18 protein-coding genes and 1 pseudogene are annotated in these 24701 nt (G+C 71.5%); 7 read left to right on the forward strand and 12 right to left on the reverse strand.

Annotation, left to right across the window (positions count from 1 at the left end; all coding sequences use genetic code 11):
* Nucleotides 1–140 precede the first annotated feature (140 nt).
* Nucleotides 141–1106, forward strand: a complete 966-nt coding sequence (locus tag ABD335_RS13810; RefSeq protein WP_344322591.1) for a serine/threonine-protein kinase — start codon at nucleotides 141–143, stop codon at nucleotides 1104–1106.
* Nucleotides 1107–1112: 6 nt separating this feature from the next.
* Here the strand turns inward: ABD335_RS13810 and ABD335_RS13815 are convergent, their stop codons facing one another.
* Genes ABD335_RS13815 through ABD335_RS13830 form a run of 4 tightly spaced genes read right to left on the reverse strand, consistent with a single transcriptional unit; the run spans nucleotide 1113 to nucleotide 10518 of the window.
* Complete coding sequence (locus tag ABD335_RS13815; protein ID WP_344322592.1) at nucleotides 1113–4082, reverse strand: pPIWI_RE module domain-containing protein; 2970 nt, start codon at nucleotides 4080–4082, stop codon at nucleotides 1113–1115.
* Between the two features lie 22 nt (nucleotides 4083–4104).
* On the reverse strand, nucleotides 4105–7710 hold the full coding sequence (locus ABD335_RS13820) for a pPIWI_RE_Z domain-containing protein (RefSeq protein WP_344322594.1): 3606 nt from the start codon (nucleotides 7708–7710) through the stop codon (nucleotides 4105–4107).
* Entirely contained in the window at nucleotides 7703–8878 is a 1176-nt protein-coding gene (locus ABD335_RS13825; protein ID WP_344322595.1) for a pPIWI_RE_Y domain-containing protein, read from the reverse strand. Before ABD335_RS13825 ends, ABD335_RS13820 begins: the two co-directional genes overlap by 8 nt.
* Nucleotides 8875–10518, reverse strand: a complete 1644-nt coding sequence (locus tag ABD335_RS13830; protein WP_344322596.1) for a PD-(D/E)XK nuclease family protein — start codon at nucleotides 10516–10518, stop codon at nucleotides 8875–8877. Before ABD335_RS13830 ends, ABD335_RS13825 begins: the two co-directional genes overlap by 4 nt.
* 151 nt (nucleotides 10519–10669) lie before the next feature.
* Between ABD335_RS13830 and ABD335_RS13835 the strand changes: the two genes are divergently transcribed.
* Complete coding sequence (locus ABD335_RS13835; protein ID WP_344322597.1) at nucleotides 10670–12157, forward strand: serine/threonine protein kinase; 1488 nt, start codon at nucleotides 10670–10672, stop codon at nucleotides 12155–12157.
* On the opposite strand, the gene ABD335_RS30790 is transcribed toward ABD335_RS13835, so the two are convergent.
* The 5 genes and pseudogenes from ABD335_RS30790 to ABD335_RS13850 all read right to left on the reverse strand — a co-directional run bounded on the left by ABD335_RS30790 (nucleotide 12109) and on the right by ABD335_RS13850 (nucleotide 16287).
* On the reverse strand, nucleotides 12109–12663 hold the full coding sequence (locus ABD335_RS30790) for a restriction endonuclease subunit S domain-containing protein (protein WP_425583627.1): 555 nt from the start codon (nucleotides 12661–12663) through the stop codon (nucleotides 12109–12111). The genes ABD335_RS13835 and ABD335_RS30790 overlap by 49 nt on opposite strands.
* A gap of 691 nt (nucleotides 12664–13354) precedes the next feature.
* Complete coding sequence (locus ABD335_RS30795; protein WP_425583628.1) at nucleotides 13355–13675, reverse strand: N-6 DNA methylase; 321 nt, start codon at nucleotides 13673–13675, stop codon at nucleotides 13355–13357.
* A 333-nt stretch (nucleotides 13676–14008) separates the two neighbouring features.
* Nucleotides 14009–14452, reverse strand: coding sequence for a putative ATP-grasp-modified RiPP (gene tgmA / locus ABD335_RS13845; RefSeq protein ID WP_344322598.1), 444 nt, complete (start codon nucleotides 14450–14452; stop codon nucleotides 14009–14011).
* A 44-nt stretch (nucleotides 14453–14496) separates the two neighbouring features.
* Nucleotides 14497–15111, reverse strand: a pseudogene (locus ABD335_RS30800) (winged helix-turn-helix domain-containing protein); the annotation flags it as partial.
* 702 nt (nucleotides 15112–15813) lie between these two features.
* Nucleotides 15814–16287, reverse strand: coding sequence for a GNAT family N-acetyltransferase (locus ABD335_RS13850; RefSeq protein WP_344322599.1), 474 nt, complete (start codon nucleotides 16285–16287; stop codon nucleotides 15814–15816).
* A 140-nt stretch (nucleotides 16288–16427) separates the two neighbouring features.
* On the opposite strand from ABD335_RS13850, the gene ABD335_RS13855 reads away from it, so the two are divergent.
* Both ABD335_RS13855 and ABD335_RS13860 read left to right on the forward strand, forming a co-directional pair.
* Nucleotides 16428–17117 carry an HAD family hydrolase gene (locus tag ABD335_RS13855; protein WP_344322600.1) on the forward strand — a complete coding sequence of 230 codons (690 nt, stop codon included), beginning with the start codon at nucleotides 16428–16430 and terminating at the stop codon, nucleotides 17115–17117.
* Between the two features lie 84 nt (nucleotides 17118–17201).
* Nucleotides 17202–17624: a cupin domain-containing protein gene (locus ABD335_RS13860; RefSeq protein WP_344322601.1), complete on the forward strand. Its 423-nt coding sequence runs from the start codon at nucleotides 17202–17204 to the stop codon at nucleotides 17622–17624.
* A 40-nt stretch (nucleotides 17625–17664) separates the two neighbouring features.
* On the opposite strand, the gene ABD335_RS13865 is transcribed toward ABD335_RS13860, so the two are convergent.
* Nucleotides 17665–18114 (reverse strand): ATP-binding protein, encoded by a 450-nt coding sequence (locus ABD335_RS13865; protein ID WP_344322603.1) that lies wholly within the window; start codon nucleotides 18112–18114, stop codon nucleotides 17665–17667.
* Nucleotides 18115–18379: 265 nt separating this feature from the next.
* Here ABD335_RS13865 and ABD335_RS13870 point away from each other — a divergent pair, with 265 nt between their 5' ends.
* Both ABD335_RS13870 and ABD335_RS13875 read left to right on the forward strand, forming a co-directional pair.
* Nucleotides 18380–19762: a TrkH family potassium uptake protein gene (locus ABD335_RS13870; RefSeq protein WP_344322604.1), complete on the forward strand. Its 1383-nt coding sequence runs from the start codon at nucleotides 18380–18382 to the stop codon at nucleotides 19760–19762.
* Nucleotides 19755–20417: a potassium channel family protein gene (locus ABD335_RS13875; RefSeq protein ID WP_344322605.1), complete on the forward strand. Its 663-nt coding sequence runs from the start codon at nucleotides 19755–19757 to the stop codon at nucleotides 20415–20417. The genes ABD335_RS13870 and ABD335_RS13875 overlap by 8 nt, the downstream gene beginning before the upstream one ends.
* 81 nt (nucleotides 20418–20498) lie before the next feature.
* Here ABD335_RS13875 and ABD335_RS13880 read toward each other — a convergent pair whose 3' ends face one another.
* Both ABD335_RS13880 and ABD335_RS13885 read right to left on the reverse strand, forming a co-directional pair.
* Complete coding sequence (locus tag ABD335_RS13880; protein WP_425583629.1) at nucleotides 20499–21716, reverse strand: lactate 2-monooxygenase; 1218 nt, start codon at nucleotides 21714–21716, stop codon at nucleotides 20499–20501.
* Between the two features lie 54 nt (nucleotides 21717–21770).
* Entirely contained in the window at nucleotides 21771–22652 is an 882-nt protein-coding gene (locus tag ABD335_RS13885; protein WP_344322606.1) for a PhzF family phenazine biosynthesis protein, read from the reverse strand.
* 168 nt (nucleotides 22653–22820) lie between these two features.
* Between ABD335_RS13885 and ABD335_RS13890 the strand changes: the two genes are divergently transcribed.
* Nucleotides 22821–24452 carry an alkaline phosphatase D family protein gene (locus tag ABD335_RS13890; RefSeq protein ID WP_344322607.1) on the forward strand — a complete coding sequence of 544 codons (1632 nt, stop codon included), beginning with the start codon at nucleotides 22821–22823 and terminating at the stop codon, nucleotides 24450–24452.
* Nucleotides 24453–24701 lie beyond the last annotated feature (249 nt).

Here is a 24701-nt window from a genome sequence, read left to right on the forward strand (position 1 = left end):
CGTGACGGACCGGTGTCTCCGGGCTCCCATGAGAGCATCGTTCGTGAACTCAGTCAACAGAAATTCCGTTTTCCGGGCGCGTACGAAACCGCAGGGGTGTGATTCCTGACCGTGCATGACAGTGGCACACTCAGTCGCCTATGGACATCGGAACGCTCATCGCCAAGCGCTATCGCATCAAAAGTCCCATCGGCCGCGGAGGCATGGGGCAGGTGTGGATGGCGGACGACGAACACCTGGGCCGGCCGGTCGCCGTCAAGACGATGACGCCGACGAGCGGGCTGACCCCGGACCAGATCGCTCATGACGCCGGGCGGTTCGAGCGCGAGGCGAAGGCGGTCGCGCGGCTCGACCACACGGGACTCGCGGCGGTGTACGACCTGGGTGTCGAAACGGGCACCCACTACCTGGTCATGCAGTACGTCCAGGGCCTCGACCTGGGCGATTACATCGCGGAACGCGAGACGCTCACCCTGGAGGAGACCGCCGCCGTCGGTGTGCAGATCTGCTCGGTGCTGGCCGCCGCCCACGCCCGGAGCGTCGTCCACCGGGACCTCAAGCCGGGCAACGTGCGCATCCGTACCGACGGCGTGGTCAAGGTGCTCGACTTCGGTGTCGCGGCCATCCTCGACGGGGACACCAAGAAGCTCACCACTACCGGCGAGCGGCTCGGCAGCTTCCAGTACATGGCGCCGGAACAGGTACTGGGCGAGCCCGTGGACCGGCGCACGGACCTCTACGCCCTCGGCTGCCTGATCCACGAAATGCTGACCGGCCGCCCGGTTTTCGAGCACGAGTCACCGCTGATGGTGCCGAGCCTGCACACCGAGGCCGCCCCCGAACCGCTGCGGACACTGCGGCCCGACATCCCGGAGGACGTCGAGAGCCTGGTCCTGGAACTCCTCGCCAAGAAACCGGGCGACCGCCCCGCGCACGCGGGTGAGGTGTATCGGCGTCTCGCCGCTCACCTCCCCACGCCCGGAAACCCGGAGCGGGCTCTGGTGCCCTGGGCCGAGGCGGATCCGTGCCGACCGTTCCGATTCCCCATGGCACCGGACGCGCGGCCCGTCCGCCAGTGGGCCAGGGAGGCGGACGGGGCGCGGTAGCGGGCATCAGCGCGGCTCGGTCTCCCGCACCTTCTCCACGGACGCGTACTGCGCCGGGATCGCCAAAGCGAGCTGCTCCCAGTCCGTCTCCTCCGGCTCGGGAGCCGTTTCGACGCCCGGAGCCGCCCCCGTGTCCGGATCGGCGTCGGAGGCGGAGTCGACGGCGTCGCCCCCGTCCCCGCCGTCCTCGCTCTGGGTCGGCAGTACGTACTCCTGCGCGAGCCCCGCGAGGTGCAGGGGCAGCGGCAGGCTCAAGGCGTCCGGCAGGTCGGGGGCCTGCCGGAGCTGATGCACGGCGAGCGCGAGCGCTTCCGGGACATCGCCGTCGCCGGGGTGGCACCCCAGAACGGCGATCTCCACCAACCCGGGGTTCCAGGCGGCCTTGTCCGTGTCGATCGTCACCCTGCCCTTGGTGTTGACGCGGGGCGCCAGCTTGTCGGCGGCAACCGACAGCTTGAAGGTGCGGGCCTTGGGTGTCGTGGACCAGAAGACGCGGGCCTTGTCGGGGTCCGCGGTCGGGTCCGTCCACAGGTGGGCGGCCAGACCGTTGGGGCCGTCCGGGTTCACGCCCCACCACTGGGCGGTCTCCCGGTTGCGTGCCGTACGTACCCGTACCAGCCGCAGGTCCGGGTCCAGGCGGCGCGAGGGGGCGTGGCCGTCGCGGAACTTGTCCGCCACCACGGTGCCGTCCTGGAGCCACGTCCAGTGCGAGCGCATGTTCTGTCCGTGGGCCAGCAGCACGGTCGGCGTGTCGCGCAGCGTGCGGCGCACTCGCTGGAGCCACTCCTCGGTCGCCCGCCGCTGCTCGGCCATGTCAGCCCACCAGGACGACCGGGCCACCGGGGCCTCGCCGTCGCGCGGTGCGGGAACGGCGTCCTTCGGCACCTCGCACTGCCTGGTGAGCTTCAGCAGCATCACCGGGTACGGCACCCAGGCACGCGCCTCGTCGTCCCAGCCCTCCACCCGAGCCAGCCCCTCACCGGACGGATCCGGCGTGACCAGCACGGCAACGGGCACATGCCCCGCCCACCGGGTGCGGCTGCGCCGGTTCTTGCGCACCATCCACACTGCCGCGTACCGCATGCCGACGGGCAGACGCTCGCCGAGGCTGTGCTCGGGGTGGACCCGCACACCCAGCTGCCGCAGTCCGTCGTCCCAGGCCTTCGCCGCGCGGAATTCCTTGTTCTTCTCGCTGTTGTAGCCCCTGGTCTTCTTCGGCACGGCCATGAACTGGGTGAGCACGCCGGCGTCCGCGCAGCCCAGCCGCATCGCGAACTTCGCGTCGTGGTCGGGGGAGGAGAAGTCCTGGGCCCGATCGATCTCCACCAGGGCGAGCGTGGGCGCTGGCGAGGAGACGCCCTCCTCGGTGAGGAAGGCCGCCATCTCCCGGCGGCGGTCGCGGATCGCGGCGGTGACCGCGGCCCGCGAGTGCCGGGACCCCTCCGGCAGGGCGAGGTCCTGGCCGAGGGAACGGGAGAGCCTGCGGCAGCGCAGGCGCACGGTGAGTTCGGGGGACTCCCACTCCAGGACCACCGTGCCGTCGTAGGCCTCCTCGGCCGCCGGCGCACCGCCGTCGCCCTTCAGATCCAGGTGTGTGACGAGCGCGCTGATCGCGGTGTCCCGCATCAAGGAGGTCTGCCAGAACAACCACGCATCAAGGGTGGGAAGTTCACCCGCAGAGAGATCCTGGGCCAGGTGGTGCAGCGCGAATGCCGTGCCGCGCCGCCGGGCCTCCGCGCGCCTGCGCTCCTCCTCGGCCTTCGCCGGCTTCTTGGAAGGCTCCTGGCGGGGGTTGCCGGGCGTGCTGCCCGACAGGCGGGTGCGGACCAGCGCGGGCACCGGCTCCAACTGCTCGGGAAGGGCCTGCAGGGCCCACTCCACGATCTTCGATCGCTGGTCCGTCATCAGACCGGCTCCGACCTCGTGCGACCCCATGGCCGTGCTGTAGAGGACAGCCGCACGCATGTCGTCGGTCAGCCAGCCGGCCGGATCGGTGAGGATGGCGTCGGCGTCCGGGAACGACTCCGTGAGGGACATGCTCCGGAGCATTCCGGCGGGCCCGCCCCCGACCCAGTCGTACCCGCCCCGGCTCCAAGCGAGCCGCGCCACCGCGAACCGGTCGCTCGCCGGCGCTCCGGGCAGCCACGGCACCCGCGGGCGCAGCAGTACCGTGGTGCGGCGGCCGAACGGCAGGTACAGCCGTCCCGTCCTGGCGCTCACCCGGGTCGCGTACCGGCGGATGTGGCTGTGCACGTGGAAGCGGGGCAGCGGGTCGAAGGGCACCGTCTGCAGCGTGACGTTCAGGACGACGGAGTACCACTCGGAACCCCGGCTCCCCTCGAACTCCAGGGCTTGCGAGACGAGCTCGGCGCCCCGGTCCATCGGGCCGCGCGGCATCGCCCGGAAGCGAAGCCGCCCGCCCGCGAAGTCATAGGGTTCCAGTGCGAGGATCCGCCGGGCCAGCCAGTCGGTGGCCAACTGGAACTGGCGCGGCTCCGGGGCGGCCGTGCCACCGTCGGTGGGCCGCTCGTGCCGCAGCAGTTCCACGGGTACGCCCTCCTGCCACCGGGGAGGGTTTCCCAACAGCGCCGAGCGGGTCTCGGACAGCAGCGAACGGAACTCGGGCTCCGGCCGCAGGTCCTTCAGCCAGGCACCGAGGAGCCCCTTGAGTGCCGCGTCGGGCAGCGGATCGGGCACGTCCTCGGGGGCGTACAGCCAGAAGTCCCGGCCCTCTCCGCGGTGGCGGTTGGGGCGGGGCCGCACCAGGACATCAGGGGCGAGCGCCTGCACGACCTGGTCCATACGGAACGTGGGCACCGTCTCCAGCGGCTTGTCACGGCCCGCGTTGCACAGGGCCAGCAGCGCCCCGGTCCACTCCTCGGGAAAGGGCAGTGCGCGGTACCGTTCGACCACCGAGGCGTCCGGGGAGACGGGACGTGCGGCGGCGGTGCGGATGGAGTCGTAGGGGCGGGCCATCAAGGGTCCTCTCGGATGCGGGTCAGCAGGTGCGGTGTTCGATCTCGCGCAGCGCCTTGTACAGCGGTGCATACAGCAGCCGGGCGACCGCGGGGTCCGCTGGATCGGGGCAGTCGGGCGGCGGTGCGCCCTCCGCGAAGTAGGGGGCGAGCACGTCGCGCAGACCGGTCAGCAGACCGTCCCCCTGGGGAAGCGGCGCCGCCGCAGAGCCGGGGGACAGCAACTTTGCCGTACGCGGCGCGAACCGGGCGTCCACGAAGACCACGCGGGCGGGCACCCCACCTCGCACCAGACGGCCGATGACCTGCCAGATCGTCACCAGCTGGTCCCACGTGAAGGACCTCTTCTCCTGGTCGGACAGGCGGGAGTAGATGTAGCGGCGGGACAGCAGCCGGCGCCACTCGGCGCGTGCCACGTGGCGGAAGGCCAGCCCGGCCGCGTCCAGGTCCGTCGCGGCCATGACCAGCTTGCTGAACGTGCCCTGTGGGAGCCCGGGTTCGTCGCGGGTGAACCGGGCCGCCCAGTCGTTGATCGCGAACACGGCCAGGGCGAGGTCGTCCGGGCGCGGATGCGGCCGGGCCAGGAACAGCGCCGTGCCGAAAGCCGCGTTGCGCTGGGCGTTGAGGATGTTGTGCCCACGCTCCACCGCCATCAGCGGGGCCACGAGGATCTCCGCCGTGGGGTCCTGGGCGAACGTGGCGAGATCGCCCCGGCGCAGCGCCGTGACCCGGTCCGGCTCCGACCTGGGCGGTGCCGAGCCGCGTACGGCCTGGTCCAGGTCGGCGTCGTCGGCCGTCAGCACACGGACGCGGCCGTGCCAGCGCTCCATCCCGTGTAGGACCTCCGCCGCGGTGTGCGCCTCCTTGTAGCTGCCGACGAGGAGGATCGCCCGGCGTCGGCGGCTGTCGGCGACCCTGGCCAGTTCTTGCTCCAACGGGCTCGGGGCGCCGCCCCGGCCGGGAGAGCCGAGCCGGCTGACCATCGCCCGGCAGGCGGCGGGCCGGGCCTTCGGCTCGGTACCCGACAGGCTCAGGGGGCGACCCTCGTCGTCGTACAGGAAGTGCGTGCTGAATTCCGACTCGCTCACGGCCTTGAGAAACCGTGGTGAGGGGGTGAGTACGGCTCCCACCGGGACGACCACGTGCGCGCGTGTCGAGGTTCCCGCCCAGCTGGTACCGGACATGAGCACGACGTGCGGCCCCCTGCGCCCGCGACCTGGGTCGGCTCCCACCTCCGGGAGGGAGAGCAGGAGCTCGCGGCCCACGCCCGCGTATCGGAAGAAGCGCAAGGTGCCGCTGTGCCGCCCCTCGACATCGCGTTCCCGCTCGTCGGGCAGGTACTGGAACCCGAGGACGTTGCCCATCGGGGCCTCCGGGACCAGTGGGGCGTAATCGAGAGGCGGACGGCGGGACAGCTCGTTGCCGGTCGAGTCCAGGTGCAGGGCGGCCTCGACCTGGGGCCAGAGGAAGACCAGCCGGTCAAGGCGCTGGTTGAGGGCGCTGAGCAGCAGCATGAACTCCAGACGCCGGGCGGCCAGGTCGAGCCAGGTCTCATCCTGGGCGCGGTCGGCCGCGGGGGTGCCCGCGAGCAGCGGGCGCAGCACGACGAGGACGCGCTCGCGCGTGTCGGAGGAGGACAGCGTGGTCAACAGGTCTTGGGTCAGGCGCACCAGGTCGTCCGTCAGGTTGCCGTACGGCCCTCGGCCACCCAGGGGATCGTCTCGGAAGTCGTCGAACCGGTCGGTCAGTTCGGCACGTTGGGCGTCCACTTCCGGTCCGGCCGACTCGGGCTCCGGAGCGTCGTCCTCGTACGCCTCATACAGCTCCGATTCATCGGACACGCCGTCCGGAGCGCTGGAATCGGTACCGGCCGCGAACCAGGAGGCGAGCAACTTCTCCTGGAGCGTCCAGGGGCTGAAGTACTCGATGTCGGCCCACTCGCGCAGGTCCGCGTCGGAGATCAGCAGCTTGTACAGGCGGTCCGTGGCGGCATGGACGACCGTGAGCGAGGCGGACCAGCGTTCGATTTCCTGGTCGGTGAGCGGCAGTCGACCCTGCCGGGACAGCTCCTCGATGCGGTGGGTCTGCACCTGGTCGAGCCAGGACTCGGGGCCTGGAGAGACGAGCGTCGCCGAGGGGGCGAAGATCTCGTCCAGCTTCATCTGCACCGAGTCGGCCTCGTCCACGACGATGATGTCGCTGCGCAGGCAGGCCAGCTCCAGGTGGCGCAGCCGCTCGTCACCCAGGTGGCGCGGCACGGCCGACTGCACGAGGCTCGCCGGGTTGGCCACCCAGACCAGGGAGTCGACCAGATCCCGGGCCGCGCGGTGACGCGGGCACGCATACCACAGGGGGCACCCGTGCGGGGTTCCCTTCACTTCCACCGGGCGGTCGTCCTCGGACGGAGACCGCCGCTGCCCCGGCCGGTAGGGCTCGGGCAGCGCGCCGGCGTCCGGGTTCGTGTCCTGCGTGCGCTTCTTCTCCGGATGGAGCGAGGTGCACGGCGCGTCCGCGAACCGCAAGGGCTGCGCCGCCTCGGTGCCGCGCAGGGCGTCCACCACGCACACCGTGCTCAGGTGGTCGAAGCCCGGGTCGTCGTGGTCCAGCAGGTTGTGAACGCCACGGGAGGCGAGCCGTCGGTGCAGCCGCTGCACATGGGTTTCCCGCGTGGTCAGACCCAGTACCGGCGTGGCGGTCAGTCCCAGATCGCGGAACAGAGCCGTCAGGCGCAGCTGTTCGGCCACGTCGCCCACGACGAGCGTGGTGCGCAGCGCTGGAGTCCGGCGGGCTCCCCAGACCGCGAGCAGCGTCATCAGGGTCGACTTGCCCGCACCGACCATGCCGGCCAGGTGCAGCAGCCCGTCGAGACGGAGATCACCCTCGTGTGAGAAGCCCAGCCCGTCCGCGTCGCGTGGGAAGATGTGCAACTCGGTGAGGCGGTCCTCCCAGCGGCCCGGATTCTCGACCCCGTTCTCCCGCTCCGTCGAGTCCATCCAGCGGGCGGTTTGGAGGAGTTCGGCCCGGCTGATGGTGAGCGGCTCACCCGTCCCGGGCCGCCCCGCCTCCGGATCATGACCGGGAACCGGATCGGGACGCAGCCCCTCGGGCAGGGTCACGGAGGCGGGTCGGCGCCGGTCGACGAAGGTGGCGCGCCCCGCCGGGGCCAGGGGCAGCTCCTTGCGGGCCAATGGAGGCAGTACGGCGAGGGCGGCGTCGTACACGACGAACCGGTCCGAGGCGACGGTCGGCTCACGCCGCCGCGCCGGCCGGTCGAGCGCGAGGACCTCGTAGGCCCGCAGCCGGTCCGGCAGGTCCCGATAGGTCTCCAGCGTACGCTCCCAGGTACGACCGCGGCGCAGGTGCCAGAGCAGATGGCGGCCCGCGATGAGCATGACCTCGTGCTCGGGGGAGGTCACGTATCCACGGGCACCGGCGAACCCGTAGCCGCCGAACAGGACGTAGGCACCGCGGGCGGGCTCGTGCGGCGCGATGCGCTCCAGGATCCGCAGGGCCAGCTCCGCCTGACACAGCAGGCCGGGCTTCACATCGCCGAGTTCGTCGGGCACCTCGTCCCACAGGCGGGCGAGCTCCCTGCTGACCGGATGGTGCCAGCTGTCGCGGTCACGCATCGCCGGTCTCCTCCCTACGCGTGGTTCCGCCGACGCGCGCGAGCCGGTCCTCGGCGCGGGCGAGCAGTTGTGTGTCGGTGAGCAACGGAACACGGCGGGCGGCGGCCGGGCGGTTGCGCTCGTAGGTGGCGATGTAGCCCGGCCGGTCGTCGACGCGGTCCTGCGGCACGACCCAGAACGCCTCGTCGTACCGGGGTTCCTGCGGCACCGGTCGGGCGGCTCGCCCCAGGAACGCCGGATGGGCCCAGTCCTTCACGTCCACCGCCCACACCCAACCGTCAGGGAAGGTGACGTGCACGTCGTACGCGTCGTACGCCGGCCACATCCGCACCTTCAGCCCGAGCGCGGTGAGCCGCCCTTCCAGATGCACCTCCGCCTGCCCGGGGCCGGTGACGAACTGGCGCAACGGCCTGGCCAGCTGGAGCAGTTCGCCGGCCTCCTCCTTGGGGATGCGACGCCCCACCGGGGGACGGCCCCGGCGGCGGCAGCGGTCCCGCTCGCACCACCAGCCGCCGTCGTGCAGCGGTGTCAACAGGGTGAGGCACCGGCCGCAGGTCGTGTAGACGTCGCCGCGCAGATAGCTGTCCGGGACGGGGCGGTAGATACGGCTCAGGAGTTCTTTCACCGGGTCGAGCACGTGGTCCATCGACACGGCCCACTCCTCGGCGGAGGTGAGGACGGGCCGGGTGACCAGCAACCGCCGGAACTCGGTGTACGCGTCCTCCTCGCCGTACTCGCGGCACAACCGCAGCGCGGCACGGATGATTTCACGGTCGTAGAGAACCAGCGCGCTGTCCGAGAACTGCTCCGCCCACTCGTAGCACAGCTCGGTGGGGCGCGAGGACTCCGGATCGAGCAGCAGGTCGTCCGGTCCGGCTGCCTCGGTCGGCAGATCCACCGGCCAGTCCGCCACCGGCCGCTCGCGGCACCACGACAGCAGGTCCGGCAGGCTCACCGGAGGCTGGGCCCCGCGCTCCAGGCAGGCCAACACCGTTCGGTCCAGGGCACGCTGGACCTCGGGCGGGTAGGGCAGGGAGAAGGCCTCGGGACCGGTGGCCGCGTCGAGCACCGTGAGCGCGGTGGCGAGCGTGCGCATGAGGGGGATGCCGCGGTGGGCGGACCAGTCGGTGCCGTGGCGCGGCATGCCGTTGTCGGTCGGCGCGGTCACCGTGCCTCCAGGTGCGCGCGGCCGGCCTCGCAGTGCGCGAGCACCTCGCAGCCGCCGCAGTGGCCGCCGGGCGTCGGCGCATACGTCTCGTCCACCGCCCAGGGGCCGGCGAGCCTGGCGATGATGCGGCGTGCTTCGGCCCGGGTGTCGGGATCACCGGGATCGATCTCCTCGCAGCGCGATTTCCCGGCCCCTTCCGCGTCCAGGTACAGCACCTCCAGCTCGATCAGCGACCGGCGCGGATCACCACCGGGCACTCCGGCGGACATCATCAGCACCGCGAAGGCGAGCTGCGGGTACGTCTCCAGCAATGCTCGCCCCTCCCAGGGGGGTTTCGCAGCCGTCTTCGTCTCGTGCCAGATCCAGCCTCCGGACCGGGTGTACAGAAGGTCGGGATCGGCGATCAGAACGACGTCCAGTTCGGGGTCGTACGCGGTCAGGCGTGGCTGCACCCGTACGACCTCGTCGGACGGCAGGTCGTCGAGAGGGCAGGCCCGCTGGTGTTCGGCGAGCAGGGCGAGAGCGGTCGGCAGTTCGGCGGAGGAGAGGCCGGGAAGGGCGTCCGGGAGGGGGGCCGTGCGGCAGCATCCGTCCTCATGACGGAGATTGAGCCACTCGTCGACCGCGCGACCCCTGCGGACCGGCTCGCTCTCCGGGGTCCCCGACCTCAGGTGCAGTACGCGGGTGAGGTGGAACTGCGCCGGGCAGCGCGCATGGACGCGCAGGTCGCTCGCGGACACGGAGCGGCGGGCACGAGGACGGCGTGGCCCGGGGACGCCGAGAACGCCGGGAGCCCGGGGTGGCTGTTCGCAAGCAACCAGACCTTCGCAGCGCGTGCAGCTGGAGCCGGGGTTGAGCCGGTCGTCGTCGACCACCCGGCGCAGCACGGGCTTGGCGTGTTCGGTGAACCGCCGCTCGACCTCGTCGGCGTCCCAGTCGGCCAGCACGTCGTGATCGCCGCTGCCACAGCCGACGCCCACGATCCGGACGCGCTGCGGGCGGACAGTGCTGCCAGGCGCCGGGCGGAAGATGTCCCGGAAGGCCGACTGGGAGGGCATGCCCGTCACCGCCACGGCCGCCGCCTCCGCGATCTCGGCGGGCGGCCGGTCCTCCTTGACGGAATTCACGGACAGCAGCCAGAGCTCGCGTTCCGACCCGTCGGCGGACGTGTACCGCCGTCCCCACGCCGTGCGCTCGTAGCGGATCGCCCCGCGGGCGTCCGGGGCCTCGCTCTGGGTGATGGCCGTCCACTGGGCGCGGACCGGCAGGGTCGGCGGGCGTCCGAGCGCGCGCCGCTCCGCTTCGCGCGCCGTGCGCGCCAGCAGGTAGGAACGGATGGCTGATTTCGCCCAACTCGCGTGTCCCGCATGGTACTTCTGATTCTTCAGAAGTCGCGTCAAGGCACTGTCGACATCTTGTCCGTCGTGCTCGATCGCGTCCAGGACCCTCATGACCGGCCCGAGGGCGAAGTCCTCGAGGGGCTTGCCCCGAGAGCGCGGCGGAACCTGACCGAGCAGTGCCCTGGCGCGCAGGGCGTTGCCGCGCGGGCAGTCCTGAGGGTCCTCGCGCAGGAGTGGCAGCGAGGTGCGGATGAGCCGGATGTCTCCGTTCGTTCCGGGCGGAGGCAGGCGGAGCGACACGATGCACCCCTCATGGGCGTGGTGGGAGAAGAACGTCAACGCACATCAGGGAAGCGTATGTTTGTGAACTGAGTCAAGCGATTTGCTTGATGTGACCTGCGAACCGCTACAGTGCGGCTGACACTGTGTCATGGGCAGCCGGGGGTGAAGCGTGGAAGCGGGGGAAGTCCTCGACGACCGCTATCGAGTCGGGGAGGCACTCGACCAGGGCGGCGTGGGCACCATCTGGACGGCCACCGATCTGGGAACCGGGCAGTTGGTCGCAGTCAAGGTGCTGCGGCTCGACACTTACACGCAGGGCCGATTCGCTCCGGCAGAGCGTGCGCGACGCCGGGTCGAGCTGCTGAAACGGTTCGAACGTGAGGGTGCCATCCTCGAAGAATTGAAGCACCCCGGCATCCCGCGCCTGCTGTACCGTGGCTACCTGGGTGAGGAACCCTACCTCGTCATGGAGTACGTGGAAGGGGTCAGTCTGCGCGAATTCCTGGACATGCGCCGACCGTTCCCGCTCGACGTCGCCGTCGCCGTCGCCGTCCAGGTCGCCGAAGCCCTGGGGCACGCGCACGCGCACGGCGTGGTGCACCGGGACCTGAAGCCGGGCAATGTGGTCGTCGCCTTCGCGGGCGGAGCGGTGAAACTGCTCGACTTCGGCATCGCCTACCTCACCGACCTCGACGCGACCCGCTACACCGCACTCGGTGCGACGCCGGGCAGCGCCGGGTACATGGCCCCGGAGCAGCTGCGGGGTCAGCAGGACATCTCCGCCTCGGTGGACCTTTACGCGTTCGGCTGTGTGCTGTTCGAACTCCTCACGGGTGAGAAACCCTTCGAGGACAAGCCGGACCGGAACAAGGACACCCAGCATCTCGAGGACCTGCCGCCGCGTCTGCGGAGCATCAACGTCGGCATTCCCGAGGAACTGGACGACCTGGCCTGGGACCTCCTCGCCAAGGCCCCGGCGGACCGCCCCGAGACCATCGACGAAGTGCTGGACGTTCTTCGTGACTTCCTGCCGAAGCCGGGCGACCCGGCCCCGGACCCGGAACTGGATCCGGACCCGACCGCACGCTATCGGCTGCGGGAAGGGTCGACGGCCGGCACGGCGGACACCCGGCTCACCCCCCGTACCGCACCGCGACGTCCGGTCCGCCGTCGCGGCGGGTGGCTGGGGCGCAACCAGTTCGCGGGGCGGATCGCCCAGGCCCGGGCGGAACTGCTCGCCGATGGTCCTGGCGACCGCTGCGCCGGACTCCTCGACCTGCTGCCCAAGGCGGTATCGGACTGGGGTGCCCACGAGCCGCTCGTCCTGGAGGGGCGGTTGGTGTGCGCTGACGCCGCCCGACTGGACGGTCGCACGGGGGAGGCGAAAGAGCAGTACCAGTACGTGGCCGAGAACGGAGATCCCTCGGATCCTCTTGTGCTGGAGGCCCGCCTCGGGATTGCCGAATGCCTGATGCCCGAGGGGGACTTCGCCGGAGCGTTCAGCGGCTGGCGCGCGGTGGTGTACAGCCTGTCTCCCGTCGAGATACCGGGTGTCGACCGGCTGACGAGCCGCTGCCGCGAGGTCGCTGTCGAGCTGGCTGGATCCGGTTACGAAGCGGAGGTGACCGACCTTCTCGCCCGGCTGCCCGAGCCGTAGCCGGATCGGTTCCGGGGAAGGTGCCCAGCGGCCAGCAGGTCCCGCAGCGCCCGGCTCAGCTCGCCGCCCACGCTCTTCATATCGGTCACTTCGCGTTCGAAGGCGGCGATCCTCCGGTAGATCTCCCCGTACCGTCGCTGCTCCTCCAGCGAGAGCCTCGGGGTGTGCAGACGCCGTACGTCGGTGCGTGACGTGGTGGACGCGTGCGTGCCGGCCCTGTGCACATTGGCCGGGGCACGCAAGCAGCCGGACAGGAACCATGGGTCGAGTACCGCGGGATTCGCTCTGAGCGCCGCGAGCCGGGGTTCCAGGACGGACGGGGCGTCCGTGTCCACCCGTACGTCGAAGGACCGGGTCGGCACCGAGACGATGACGTCCTGGGACGCTGTGACCGTGAGCGAGCCGTCCTGCTCACCCGCCGCAGGAAGCCACAGCTGCGCCTGCCCGGACAGCGGAGCGCCCGTGAGGACGCACGCCTCGCCCTCCTGGCGTTCCCCGCGGCGCACCAGAGACTCCGGCAGTCCCTGCCTGGTCCGGATTTCCAGAGCCCCCGGCTCGTTCCAGCTCTCCGACGCTGATGAGCGGAACCGTCTCGTCGCTGTCCGCGGGTACGGACGCGGACAGGGCGTCGGCGGCATCGCGCAGTTCCCTCATATGCTCGTCGAACCGCGTCCAGAGGCGCCTGAGGTCGACGATGGTGGCGGCCCGTGTCCTCGGAACACGCCGTGCCGGCGTGAGGTCGACCTGTTCGTCCAACAGGTCGACCACGGGCACCGAGACGCTTCCCAGCGTGCTCGTGCCGCTGAGGACCTGCATGATCTGAGCTGTCACGGCGGGCCAGTCGACGCCATTCTTGTCGACGGACACGGGACGAGCGGTGTGTGGTGTCCACGAATGTGAGCTTCGTGCGGTCCGCTCCGTCCCCACCCGCGGCACCGTCCGCGCGCAGGATCCACAGATGCAGCCCGACACCGTAGGGCGGAGCAGCACCGGGCGGCAGGGCGATCACGGCCCGGATCCGGCGGCCCGCGCGGTGCGCCGCCACAGCGGGCGGCAGCACGAGAACCGTGACACCTCCAGGAGCCAGAGCCGCCACGACATGCTGAACCCAGGCGAGTTCTGGCTCGGTGCGCGGAGGCTGCCCCTACACCCAACGCGGGTCTATGGCGAGTCCCGCATGACCCCAGTCACCTTCGTTCAAGGGCGGGTTGGAAGGACCACATCGGCCTGCGCTCCAGGGTGGGCATCGACCCGCAACGCGTCACCCGCTGCCAACGAGACGTTGGACAGGTCACGGTCGGCGAACCCGCCGACCGTCAGGCGCGCCTTGGCCAGCTCCACAAGAACCGCATCGCTGCCCTGGCCCAGGAAGCGCGATCCCGCCGCATGGTCAGCGCCCCACTGCCGGCCGGCTGCGACGAGCAGCGTCCCCACTCCGCACGCAGGATCGAGCACGCTCCGTGCAGGAGCCGGGTGGCTCATGGCTGCGGCTTGGGCCATGAGTCCGGCCAACTGCACCGGAGTCGTCGTGATCTGCCGCGCGTGCGTCCGAAGCCACCGCTCCAGGAGGAGGTCAAAGGCCCTGTGCTCCTCGTCCTGCTCTGCCAGCTCGAGAGTGCGTTCAGAAGGCGGGTCTGACGCTGATCAAGGAGCGGCCCCGCCGTCGGTCCGCCTGCCTTGACGCCACTCTTCCGGAGCCCTACCTGAGCCATCAGCAGACCTGTCGTATTCCGGTTGCCCAGGGACTTGTACTCCGGCCAGAGCCGGTCGAGCGGACTCAGCGCGGTCTCGAGTTTGTTCTCGCGCCTGAGCCACTCCTCGACTTGCGGAAGGGAGAACTGCGGGCTCGTGTCAGTGCCACCGACAGGAGAGGGGAAGTTGTCGTACCGTCGCCGCCAATTGCTGACGGCGGTGCGCCCGACCCACGCGATACGGGCGATCTCTGCCAAGGTGACGACAACCGGGGGCGGTCCTGCGGTCGTGGACATGGTCTTCTTCGGAGCTCATGACGGCCTCGCGCCCAATGGCTCGGTGATCGCCTGCGTATGAGGGGACGCATTGTTTGACTGAATTTATGCACATGCTGGGGGCCCCACTCTGCGCGTCCTCGCATTGCTCGCTCGGCCGCTTCGAGGCAGTCGCATGTCCCGGTGATGCGAGGCCTACGCCCAAGTGGACAAGCTGGCGATCCCTTGAAGTGGCTGCTCGAGACGTGGGGTCGATGGCGACCGTGGCGTGGGGTCGGCGAATGGCGGTCGGGTAGGGCGCGAGGCGGCCCGCACCCCACGGGCGCATGGGGCGTGGCGAGTACGACGGAGCTGGTCAAGAGACTCCTTGGGGATGATCGGGCCGCCGAGCTGGATGCGGGCACGGATGAGCAGGTCGCGGAAGTCCCGCCGACCGAAGCCCTTCGGCTCGTTCTTGCGGCCCCGATGCTCGCGACCGCATAGACGAGCCGGGATCGCCGGCGTGGCTTGAAGCAGGCCATGCCCGCCATCGACACCCGTCCGGAGCCGCGGCTCCCGCACCCGTACGACCGGTGTCTGGCCGATCCGACCCCAGGTCCTGGCACGCGGCGGAGTCATCGACTGCCCGGCTTCGTCATCGAAGACGATCCAGGCGCCGCGCTCCGCCGCAGTGCTCTTACCGCGGCCAGGTCTCCGTCTTCCACACCTCGACGGCATCGTCGTCCCGCTCGATCGCCCGCCTGACCGGCTGCTGCCAGCTCCAGCCGTGCCGCTTCAGTAACCGCCACGTGCCCTCGATGGGACTCCGCCCTTGCCTCGCTCGCGCCAGGCCCGGCGCCACCGCTCCACCGACCGCTCGCTCACCCGCAATGCTGTGGCAACCTCGCGGTTCGTCTCTCCACCCTCGAAGCAGACGACACCTGCAGCCGGGTCCGCCCGCGCGGCTCTTTCTGCGTCGGTCAGCCCGCCATCCTGCGCGTATCTCACCTTCCAGGAGCTACCGAAGCCAGCACGCCGCTGTAAGACGAGCCGACCCGACATCACTCAATCGAATTCAGTAGCTATCGCCGTGGCTGTGAAAGCGTTCTGCATTTCTGTTTGCGTGGCTCATGTGACTGATCCCTGCGGGGAGATCCAGGAGCTTTCGCGCCTTTTTCTATCGCACCGCCGAAGTTCATCTCGAACGAAGTCCGAGATCGGCACAGAGCCATTTATTATGCCCACGTGTCGTTGCTCGAGCTCTTTTTGGATAGCGGCGTTCGCGCATCTTGCGGAGCAGTTGCCAAGGCGGGGTTATAGGCGAGACCGCGTCGTGCGGCATACAGGAAGCTCACTTGGTCCTCAGTGTGGCCTGCGAGCCCGCTGAGGCGGTCGTTCGGGCAGTCCTCGAAGAGGGACAGCGAATTCATCACGTTCTGAGCTGCCTCTCGTACCGGAGGTGGTGCGCACATGTGGATTCCCAAGTTTGGAGGCTTCCGTCGTTGACGCTACTGGTGTCTGACCCACGGGTGCGGCCGAGTCCGTCCGGGCCTCCGGTGAGGAGAAGTACGTAGCCATCAAAGTAGCCACGGAAGTGCCTCACCCGCATGTTTGCGCAGCTCATAGCGCTGCCGTGACTGTTCCCGGCGTACAGCGCGGCTCGTCTGCCACTCACTCCTCTGGGCGCCCGCCCTCCCGCCGGTCCCGTCCTCAGCGCTTCGGTCGTGCGAGGTGGGTGTGGAGCAGCGTCGGGGACGGTGCGAACCCGTGGCGGAGGTAGGCCGGGGCGGCCCGGTCGCTGGAGTGGACCGTCACACGTTCCAGCCCCGCCTCCCGCGCGAGCTCCAGGACCGCGTCGACGAGCCGCCCGCCCAGCCCGGCGTCCCGCTCCCCGGGCACGACGTACACGCACTGCACGTCGCCCGACCTCCGGTCGAGGGCGCCCGGGAACGGCACGCGCGGGACGACCGCCAACCACGCCATGCCGACGACGGTGCCGTCGCGGACCGCGACCAGGCAGCGGTGGGAGGACGCGTTCTCCCGCGCCCACGCCGTGAAGCCGCGCACGAACTCCTCGCGCGCGACGGCGGGTGCCTCCCCGTTCTCCAGCACCCACTGCCACCGGAGCCGGGCGACGGCGTCGAGTCCGCCGGGCTCGGCGGGGCGGATGGCGATGTCGTCCATTCCGCCATCCTGGCGGCTCCGGCCGGCGGCGTCACCGGCGGGCGCGGGAGGGCACGGGGCTGGACCGCCGCACCGGGGCGTGGTAGGAAAGCCGGATGGATCATGTCCCCGTCAGCGGTCCGGAAGGTCCCCTCCGCGCCGTGAGCACCCGGCCCGGGCCGCCGCCCCCGGTCCGCGCGGTGCTCTTCGACTTCTCGGGGACACTGTTCCAGGTCGGGACGTACGCGGACCGGATCCGGGCGGCGCTGGGACGGCCGGTGGACGAGGCCGCGATGGACCTGATGCTGAGCGGGCTCGAGGCGGGCCTGTCCGATCCGGCCGTGGTGGTGGCACAGCGGGCGCGGGACGTGTCCGCGGAGGCACACCGGCACGCCTTCACCACCTGGTACGCCTCCGTTCCGGAGCTGGCCGAGGTCGCCGAGGTGCTCTACGGGCAACTGCGGTCGCCCGAGCACTGGGTGCCCTATGCGGACACCGGGACCACGCTGGCGCGCCTGGCCGACGCCGGGCTGGCGCTGGGCGTGGTGAGCGACGTGGGGTGGGACCTGCGCCCCACGTTCGCCCACCACGGCCTGGACCACTTCTTCTCCTCGTGGGTGCACTCCTACGAGCACCGCTCGGAGAAGCCGGACCCGCTGCTGTTCCGGCACGCCTGCCGGGAGCTGGGGGCCGATCCGTCCCGGACGCTGATGGTCGGCGACCATCCGGCCAAGGACGGCGGTGCCGCCGGCGCGGGGCTGCGGGCCTACGTGCTGCCCGCCGGCGCCTCCCCCGGCGCGTGGCGGGGGCTGGACGCCGTGGTCCGGCTGGCCGCCCCGGGGCCGGGGTGACGGCCGGGGAGGACCGGAGCGGCGTTCCCCGTCGGGGAGTTGACGGTGCCGATAATGCCGGTACGTGATGGAAGGAGCACCACCATGAGTGCCGAGGAGTTCCAGGGCCACGGGCCGCAGCCGCACGTGCTGGACATCGAGAAGGCCACCCTGGCCAACGACACCTACCGCACCGCGCTGTGGACCGGGCACCACCTGCAACTGACGGTGATGAGCATCGAGCCGGGCGGTGAGATCGGTCTGGAGATGCACCCCGACCGGGACCAGTTCCTCCGGGTGGAGTCCGGCCGGGGGAGGGTGCGGATGGGGCCCGCCCGGGACGACCTCGCCTTCGACCGGGAGGTGAGCGACGACTGGGTCGTCCTGGTGCCGGCCGGTTCCTGGCACAACGTGATCAACATCGGCGAGGAGCCGTTGAAGATCTACTCCCTCTACGGCCCGCCCGAGCACCCGCACGGCACCGTGCACCGCACGAAGGCCGAGGCCGACGCGGCCGAGGAGGAGTAGGAGCCGGGCAGGTCCGGGGAGGGGGACGGGCGGACCGTCCCTAACCGGCGGCCAGGGAGACCCGCACCTTGATCCGTTTCCCGACGGGCTCCCGCTGGACGTCGAAGCCCTCGCACAGCGCCAGGACGATCTCCAGCCCGTGCTGGCCGACCCGTCCCGGTTCGGCCGCGCGGGCGACCGGGAGCACCGAGTCGGAGTCCCACACGGTGATCTCCACCGAGTCGCCGATCAGCTCCAGGTCCATCAGGCAGGGGCCGGGGGCGTACTTGCAGACGTTGGTGATCAGCTCGCTCACGATCAGCTGGACCGTGTCGATCGCCCGGGGCGTGACGGGGACGTCGTGCTCGTCCCGCAGCCGGGTCAGGAAGTCGGCGGCGAAGTGCCGTGCGGCCGGGATGGTCTCCGGCCCTCCGTCGTACGCGGCACCGGCCCGTGCCGAGGACACCGGAACCGCCGCCCTGTCGTCGGCGCCCAGCGTGATCCGCTCCATGAACCCACTCCGATCAGGCGTTTTCCGCCGCGTGCGGGCGGCGGCCGTTCACCCGTTTACCCGCTCGGGCACGCGGTATGCGGTGGTGTTCGGACGGTGCGGAACGGCCCGGCGGTCGTCGGCGCCGTGCTTCGGCACGGTGCCCGACGTTCTCGTGGACGGCCGGGCCGGGTGCGGAGGCGCCGGACCGGACCGGTACGGACGGGGAATGGATGGGGGAACGGATGCGGAGAGGTGACGTGCGGGCAAGAGCGGCGGCGCCGCGGTGAGGGGCACGGAGGGCGAACGGACCGGATCGGCCGCCTTCCGGCCCCCGGCGGCGGCACGGTTCCGGCACCCCACGCAGGTGATCGCCGGCGGGTTCGCGCTCGCCGTGGCGATCGGTACGGGGCTGCTCTCGCTTCCGGCGGCCGCGGAGTCCGGTGAGCGCACGGACCTGCTCGACGCGGTGTTCACCGCCACCTCGGCGGTGTGCGTGACCGGCCTGGTCACGGTGGACACCGGAAGCCACTGGTCGACGTTCGGCGAGATCGTGATCCTGGCGCTCGTCCAGGCCGGCGGTCTGGGCATCATGACGCTGGCCACGCTGTTCGCGGTGCTGATCTCCCGCAGGCTGCGACTGCGGGCGCAACTGGTCGTGCAGACCGAGACCAAGGCCCCCGGCAGGGGGGACATGCGCCGGATGGTGCGCAACATCGTCCTGTTCGGCCTGTGCTGCGAGGCGGTCGTGGCGGCGGTCCTCACGGCGGTGTTCCTCGTCCGGTACGACCGCCCCCCGGGCACCGCGCTCTACGCCGGCGTCTTCCACGCGATCTCGGCGTTCAACAACGCCGGTTTCTCGCCCTACCGCGACAACCTGATGTCCTATGTGGGCGACCCGTGGGTGTGCCTGCCGATCGCGGCGGCCGTCATCGTCGGCGGGCTGGGCTTCCCGGTGGTGTTCGAGCTGGCCCGTTTCTGGCGCAGGCCCCGGAGCTGGTCGGTGCTGACCCGCCTCACGGTGGGGCTCACCGTGACGCTGCTGGTGGTGGGCACCGTGGTGATCACCACGGCCGAGTACACCAATCCCGAGACGCTGGGACCGCTGGGGGAGCCGGAGAAGTGGCTGGCGGGATTCTTCGCCTCCACCGTGGCGCGCACCGCCGGCTTCAACAGCATCGACATCTCGGCCATGGGGTCCGAGGGCCTGCTGGCCACCGACATCCTGATGTTCATCGGCGGGGGCAGCGCCGGTACGGCGGGCGGGATCAAGCTCACCACGTTCGGCCTGCTGGCGTTCGTCATCTGGGCGGAGATGCGCGGGAATCCGAGCGTCCGGATCGGGCACCGGCGGGTTCCGGAGGGCAACCAGCGGCAGGCGCTGGCCGTCGCGCTCCTGGGAGTGGGGGCGGTGGTGGTGTCCACGTTCGTCCTGCTGGGCCTGACCGCCCACAGCCTGGACCGGATCCTGTTCGAGGCGATCTCGGCCTTCGCCACGGTCGGCCTGTCCACGGGGATCACCGCCGACCTCCCCCCGGCGGGCCGGATCCTGCTGATCGTGCTGATGTTCGCGGGCAGGATCGGTCCGCTGACCCTGGCCTCCGCGCTGGCGCTGCGCGAACGCGGCCGCCGCTACGAACTTCCCGAGGAGAGGATCATCGTTGGCTGACCGCAGCAACGAACCCGTCGTCGTGCTCGGCCTGGGCCGGTTCGGCACCGCGCTGGCGCTGGAACTGACCGAGCGCGGCACCGAGGTGCTCGCCGTCGACAACCGTCCCAAGGTGGTCCAGAGCCTGGCCGGTCGGCTCACCCACGTCGTCACCGCCGACGCCACCGACATCGAGACACTGCGCCAGCTCGGCGTGCCGGACTTCTCCCGCGCCGTGGTGGCCATCGGCACCGACATCGAGTCCAGCATCCTGACCACCTCGCTGCTGGTCGAGTTGGAGATCGGGGACATCTGGGCCAAGGCGATCAGCCACCAGCACGGCCGCATCCTGGACAGGATCGGGGCCCACCACGTGGTCTATCCCGAGTACGACATGGGGGAGCGGGTGGCCCACCTGGTCTCCGGCCACATGCAGGACTACATCGAGCTGGACGAGAACCACGCCATCGCGAAGGTCGGCCCGCCCAGGGAGTTGGTCGGCGTCCCCCTCGGCGAGGCCCGGATGCCCGCCCGGTACGGCGTCGACGTGATCGCGGTCAAGCCCGTGGAGGGCGGCTTCGAGCCCGCCGGGCCCGACACCGTCCTGGCCTACGGGGACGCCATCCTCGTCCTCGGCCCCGTCGACAAGGTGGAGCGCTTCGCGGACGCCGTCTGACGGACCCTCCGACGGGATCTCCGACGGAATCTCCGACGGAAGGGGCGGGGCCCGCCCGGGAACGGCGGCGGGCCCCGCGCCTCACGCGCGCCGCAGCGACTCGGGCGTCAGCTCCGCCGGGGAGCGGTGGCCCGACAGGCCCAGCGTCAGGTCGAGGTCGGCCAGCAGGCCGCGCAGCACGTGCCGGACGCCCTCCTCGCCGCCGTGGGCCAGACCGTAGGCGAACGGGCGGCCGACCAGGACGGCCTTCGCGCCCAGCGCCAGCGCCTTGAGGACGTCCGCGCCCGTGCGGACCCCCGAGTCGAAGAGCACCTCGATCTCGTCGCCCACCGCCTCGGCGATCTCCGGCAGCACGTCCAGGGAGGCGACGGCGCCGTCCACCTGACGGCCGCCGTGGTTGGAGACCACGATGCCGTCCACGCCCGCCTCGACCGCGCGCCGGGCGTCGTCCGGGTGCTGGACGCCCTTGAGGACGATCGGCCCGTTCCAGTGCTCGCGCAGGAACGGCAGCCGGTCCCAGGACCGGTCGGTGCCGGTGAACAGCGACACCCAGCGCAGCACCGCGGAGACCGGGTCCTCCTCGGGGGACGTGGCCAGCCCGGCCCGGAACGCCGGGTCGGAGAAGGGGATGGCCGTGCCGACGCCCCGGATGAACGGCAGGTAGGACAGGTCCAGGTCGTGGGGGCGCCAGGCCAGCGTCCAGGTGTCCAGGGTGACCACCAGGGTGGTGAAGCCCGCCGCCCGCGCCCGCTTCAGGATGCCGGCGCAGACCTCGTCGTCGTTGGGCCAGTAGAGCTGGAACCAGCGCGGTCCGTCGCCGCTCGCCTCCGCCACGTCCTCCAGGGTGTGGGAGGAGGCGGTGGAGAGCACCATGGGCACCCCCAGGGCGGACGCCGCCCGCGCGGTGGCGAGTTCGCCGTCGGGGTGGACGATCGACTGCACGCCCACGGGCGCGAGCAGGACGGGGGCGGGCAGCTCGGTGCCCAGCACGGTGGTGCGCAGGTCGCGGACGGTCGCGTCGCGCAGCATCCGCGGGACGAGCCGCCACCGGTCGAACGCCTCCCGGTTGGCGCGGGCCGTCGCGCCGGACCCGGCCGCGCCCGCCACGTACCAGAACGGGCCGGGCTCCATCCGCTCGCGGGCGGAAGCCTCCAGGGCGGTCGGATCGGTGGTGAACGGGGGCAGCCGGCCCGCCAGGCCGTCGAGGTAGATCTCGCTCTGGTAGGCGCCGAAGTTCGTGCCCACCACCGTCCCGGCCGCCTCGGCCGCCGCCCCGGCGGCCCGCTCCGCGTCGCTCATCGCCCGTCCCCTTTCCCGAGGTTGTCCGCGGTCGCCCCGCGGCTTCCCCGCGCCTCACCCGATGCGGGCCGCCGTCCCCGACACCCGCACGCGCGGGTCGTCCTCGCGCAGCTCGACCTCCAGCAGTCCGGGGCGACCCATGTCGTGGCCTTGGTGGAGGGTGAGCACCGCCGGTGCGGTGATCAGGCCCAGGGCGCGAAGATACCCCCCGAACGCCGCCGCTGCCGCCCCCGTGGCGGGATCCTCCACGACCCCGCCCACCGGGAACGGGTCGCGGACGTGGAAGACCGTCTCCGCCTCCCGCCACACCAGGTGGAGGGTGGTCAGGTCCCGGCGGAGCATGAACGCCTTCAGCCGCTCGACGTCGTAGTCCAGCGCCGCCAGCCGCTCCCGACTCGCCGCGGCGAGCACCAGGTGCCGGGCCCCGGCGAAGGCGATCTTGGGCGGCAGGGCCGGGTCCAGTTCGCCGGCCTCCCAGCCGAGCGCGGCCAGGGCCTCGGCCACGTCCCCGCCGTCGACGTCCTCCACCCGGGGCTCGACGCTGGTGAGGGTGGCGCGCAGGTCGTCGGCGACCGTGACGGGGACGGCGCCGGCCGGGGTGGCGAAGACCAGCTCGCCCGGTCCGATCCGTTCGGCGAGCGCGACGGCGCTCGCCACCGTGGCGTGCCCGCAGAAGGGCACCTCGGCCAGCGGACTGAAGTACCGGATGCCGAAGCCGCGTCCCGGCTCGGCGCCCAGGCCGGCGGGCGGGGGAGTGAGGAAGGCGGTCTCCGAGTAGCCGACCTCGGCCGCGATGGCGAGCATCTCCGCGTCGGTCAGGCCGCTCGCGTCCGGCACGACTCCGGCCGGGTTGCCGCCGTCCGGGTCGGACGAGAAGGCGGTGTAGCGCAGTATCTCCACCTCGGGGGCGCCGCCCCCGGTGCTCTCCGTGGTCATGCCCGCTCAACTCCGTCCCCGGGGGCGGGTATTCCGCGCGGCCTCCCGGAGCGCCGGGTCCGCTCCGGGCCGCCGGCCGTCCGACGTCACCTGTCGGCCATATAAGCGTCGTGTACGCGCCAACATCGCGCAGCCGGGGCGCCGCCCCGGAACCCTGTAATCGTGTACATGACGCATACACCGGGTGCCACCGCCGAACTCAGAGCCGCCGCGCGCCATCTGAACCGCCGGCGGTTCCTCACCGTCTCCGGGGCCGCCGCCGCACTGGCCCTCGGTACCAACCTGCCGTCCCCCGCCCACGCCGCCTCCCCCCTCGACCCCCGGCGGATCGGCGAGGACCCCTTCACCCTGGGCGTCGCCTCCGGAGACCCGCGCCCGGACTCCGTGGTGCTGTGGACCCGCCTCGCTCCCGAGCCGTACGAGCCGGACAGCGGGATGCCCGCCCGACCGGTCCCCGTCCTGTGGGAGGTCGCCCACGACGCGCGCTTCCGCCGCACCGCCGCCCGCGGCGGGGCCATCGCCCACCCCGAGTTCCACCACTCCGTGCACGTCGACGTCCGGGGCCTGGAGCCCGGCCGCGACTACCACTACCGCTTCCGCGTCGGCCGCTGGACCAGCCCGGTCGGCCGCACCCGCACCGCCCCCGCGGCCGGCTCCTCGCCCGCCGCGCTGCGCCTCGGCCTGATCTCCTGTCAGGCGTACCACGACGGCTACTACACGGCCCTGGGCCACCTCGCCCGCGAGGAGGACCTCGACGCCGTCTTCCACCTCGGCGACTACCTGTACGAGTACGCCGTCTCCGCCGTGGGCGGCAGCCGCAACCACACCGACCGCACCCTGCCGGAGGTGTTCGACCGGGAGACGGTGACGCTGGAGGACTACCGGCTGCGGTACTCCCTGTACAAGACCGACGCCGACCTCGCCGCCGCCCACGCCGCCCACCCGTGGATCGTCACCTGGGACGACCACGAGACCGAGAACAACTACGCCAACGGCGTCCCGGAGAACGGCGTTCCGACGGAGGAGTTCCTCATCCGCCGCGCGGCGGCCTACCGCGCCTACTACGAGAACATGCCGCTGCGCCGCCCCCAGCGCCCCCAGGGGCCCGACCTGCGGCTCTACCGGCGGTTCCACTACGGCGACCTGGCGCAGTTCGACGTCCTCGACACCCGCCAGTACCGCGACAACCAGGCCAACGGCGACGGCTGGAAGGTCCCCACGCCCGAGTCCGAGGACCCCTCGCGCACCATGCTCGGCGCCGCCCAGGAGCGCTGGCTGATCGACGGCTGGCGACGGTCGCGGGCGCTGTGGAACGTCGTCCCGCAGCAGGTGGTCTTCTCCCGCCGGCGCAACCGGATCGAGGGCCCCTGGCCGCTGTCGATGGACGCCTGGGACGGCTACCCCGGCTCGCGCGAGCGGGTGCTGGCGGGCGCGGACGAGGCGGGCGTCGAGAACCTCGTCGTCCTCACCGGCGACGTCCACGTCCACTACGGGTTCGACATCAAGCGGGACTTCGACGACCCCGACTCCCGCACCGCGGGCGTGGAGATCGTCACCACCTCCGTCACCAGCGGCCGGGACGGAGCCGCGAAGCCCGCCAACTGGCAGACGCTGATGACCGCCAACCCGCACCTGAGGTACTACAACGGGCAGCGCGGATACGTCCTGCTCGGCCTGGACCGGGAGGGGCTGCGGGCCGACTACCGGACGGTCTCCGCGGTCACCACCCCCGGCGCGCCGATCACCACCGCGGCGTCCTTCGTCTCGCCGGTGGGGGAGCCGGGGCTGGTGCCCGCCTAACGCCCGCACGGCCCCGTCCGGCGTCCGGGGGAGGCGTCCGGCGGGGACCCGTGTCCCGCCTCTCGGAACGCGATGGGGCGGCGGCGGAAAACCTGGGATGATCGGACGGTTCCCGTCGACTCTTCTGGAGAGGTGCATGTCCGACCCCGGCCCGTCCCAGGCCGCCGAAGCCCCGGAATCCCGAACCTCCCGCGGAACCGTCACCCCCGGAACCGCCTCCGAAACGGCGGTCGGCGCCCCGGCGACCGC

This window comes from Streptomyces macrosporus (assembly GCF_039533145.1).
GTDB lineage: Bacteria > Actinomycetota > Actinomycetes > Streptomycetales > Streptomycetaceae > Streptomyces > Streptomyces macrosporus.

Excerpts from the sequence above, each read along its gene's own strand:
- ABD335_RS13820 (WP_344322594.1), bottom strand. The coding sequence starts at position 7,710 with ATGCGTGACCGCGACAGCTGGCACCATCCGGTCAGCAGGGAGCTCGCC.
- ABD335_RS13890 (WP_344322607.1), top strand. The coding sequence starts at position 22,821 with ATGACGCATACACCGGGTGCCACCGCCGAACTCAGAGCCGCCGCGCGC.
- ABD335_RS13885 (WP_344322606.1), bottom strand. The coding sequence starts at position 22,652 with ATGACCACGGAGAGCACCGGGGGCGGCGCCCCCGAGGTGGAGATACTG.
- ABD335_RS13860 (WP_344322601.1), top strand. The coding sequence starts at position 17,202 with ATGAGTGCCGAGGAGTTCCAGGGCCACGGGCCGCAGCCGCACGTGCTG.
- ABD335_RS13850 (WP_344322599.1), bottom strand. The coding sequence starts at position 16,287 with ATGGACGACATCGCCATCCGCCCCGCCGAGCCCGGCGGACTCGACGCC.
- ABD335_RS13815 (WP_344322592.1), bottom strand. The coding sequence starts at position 4,082 with ATGGCCCGCCCCTACGACTCCATCCGCACCGCCGCCGCACGTCCCGTC.
- ABD335_RS13880 (WP_425583629.1), bottom strand. The coding sequence starts at position 21,716 with ATGAGCGACGCGGAGCGGGCCGCCGGGGCGGCGGCCGAGGCGGCCGGG.
- ABD335_RS13865 (WP_344322603.1), bottom strand. The coding sequence starts at position 18,114 with ATGGAGCGGATCACGCTGGGCGCCGACGACAGGGCGGCGGTTCCGGTG.
- tgmA (WP_344322598.1), bottom strand. The coding sequence starts at position 14,452 with ATGCGCCCGTGGGGTGCGGGCCGCCTCGCGCCCTACCCGACCGCCATT.
- ABD335_RS13810 (WP_344322591.1), top strand. The coding sequence starts at position 141 with ATGGACATCGGAACGCTCATCGCCAAGCGCTATCGCATCAAAAGTCCC.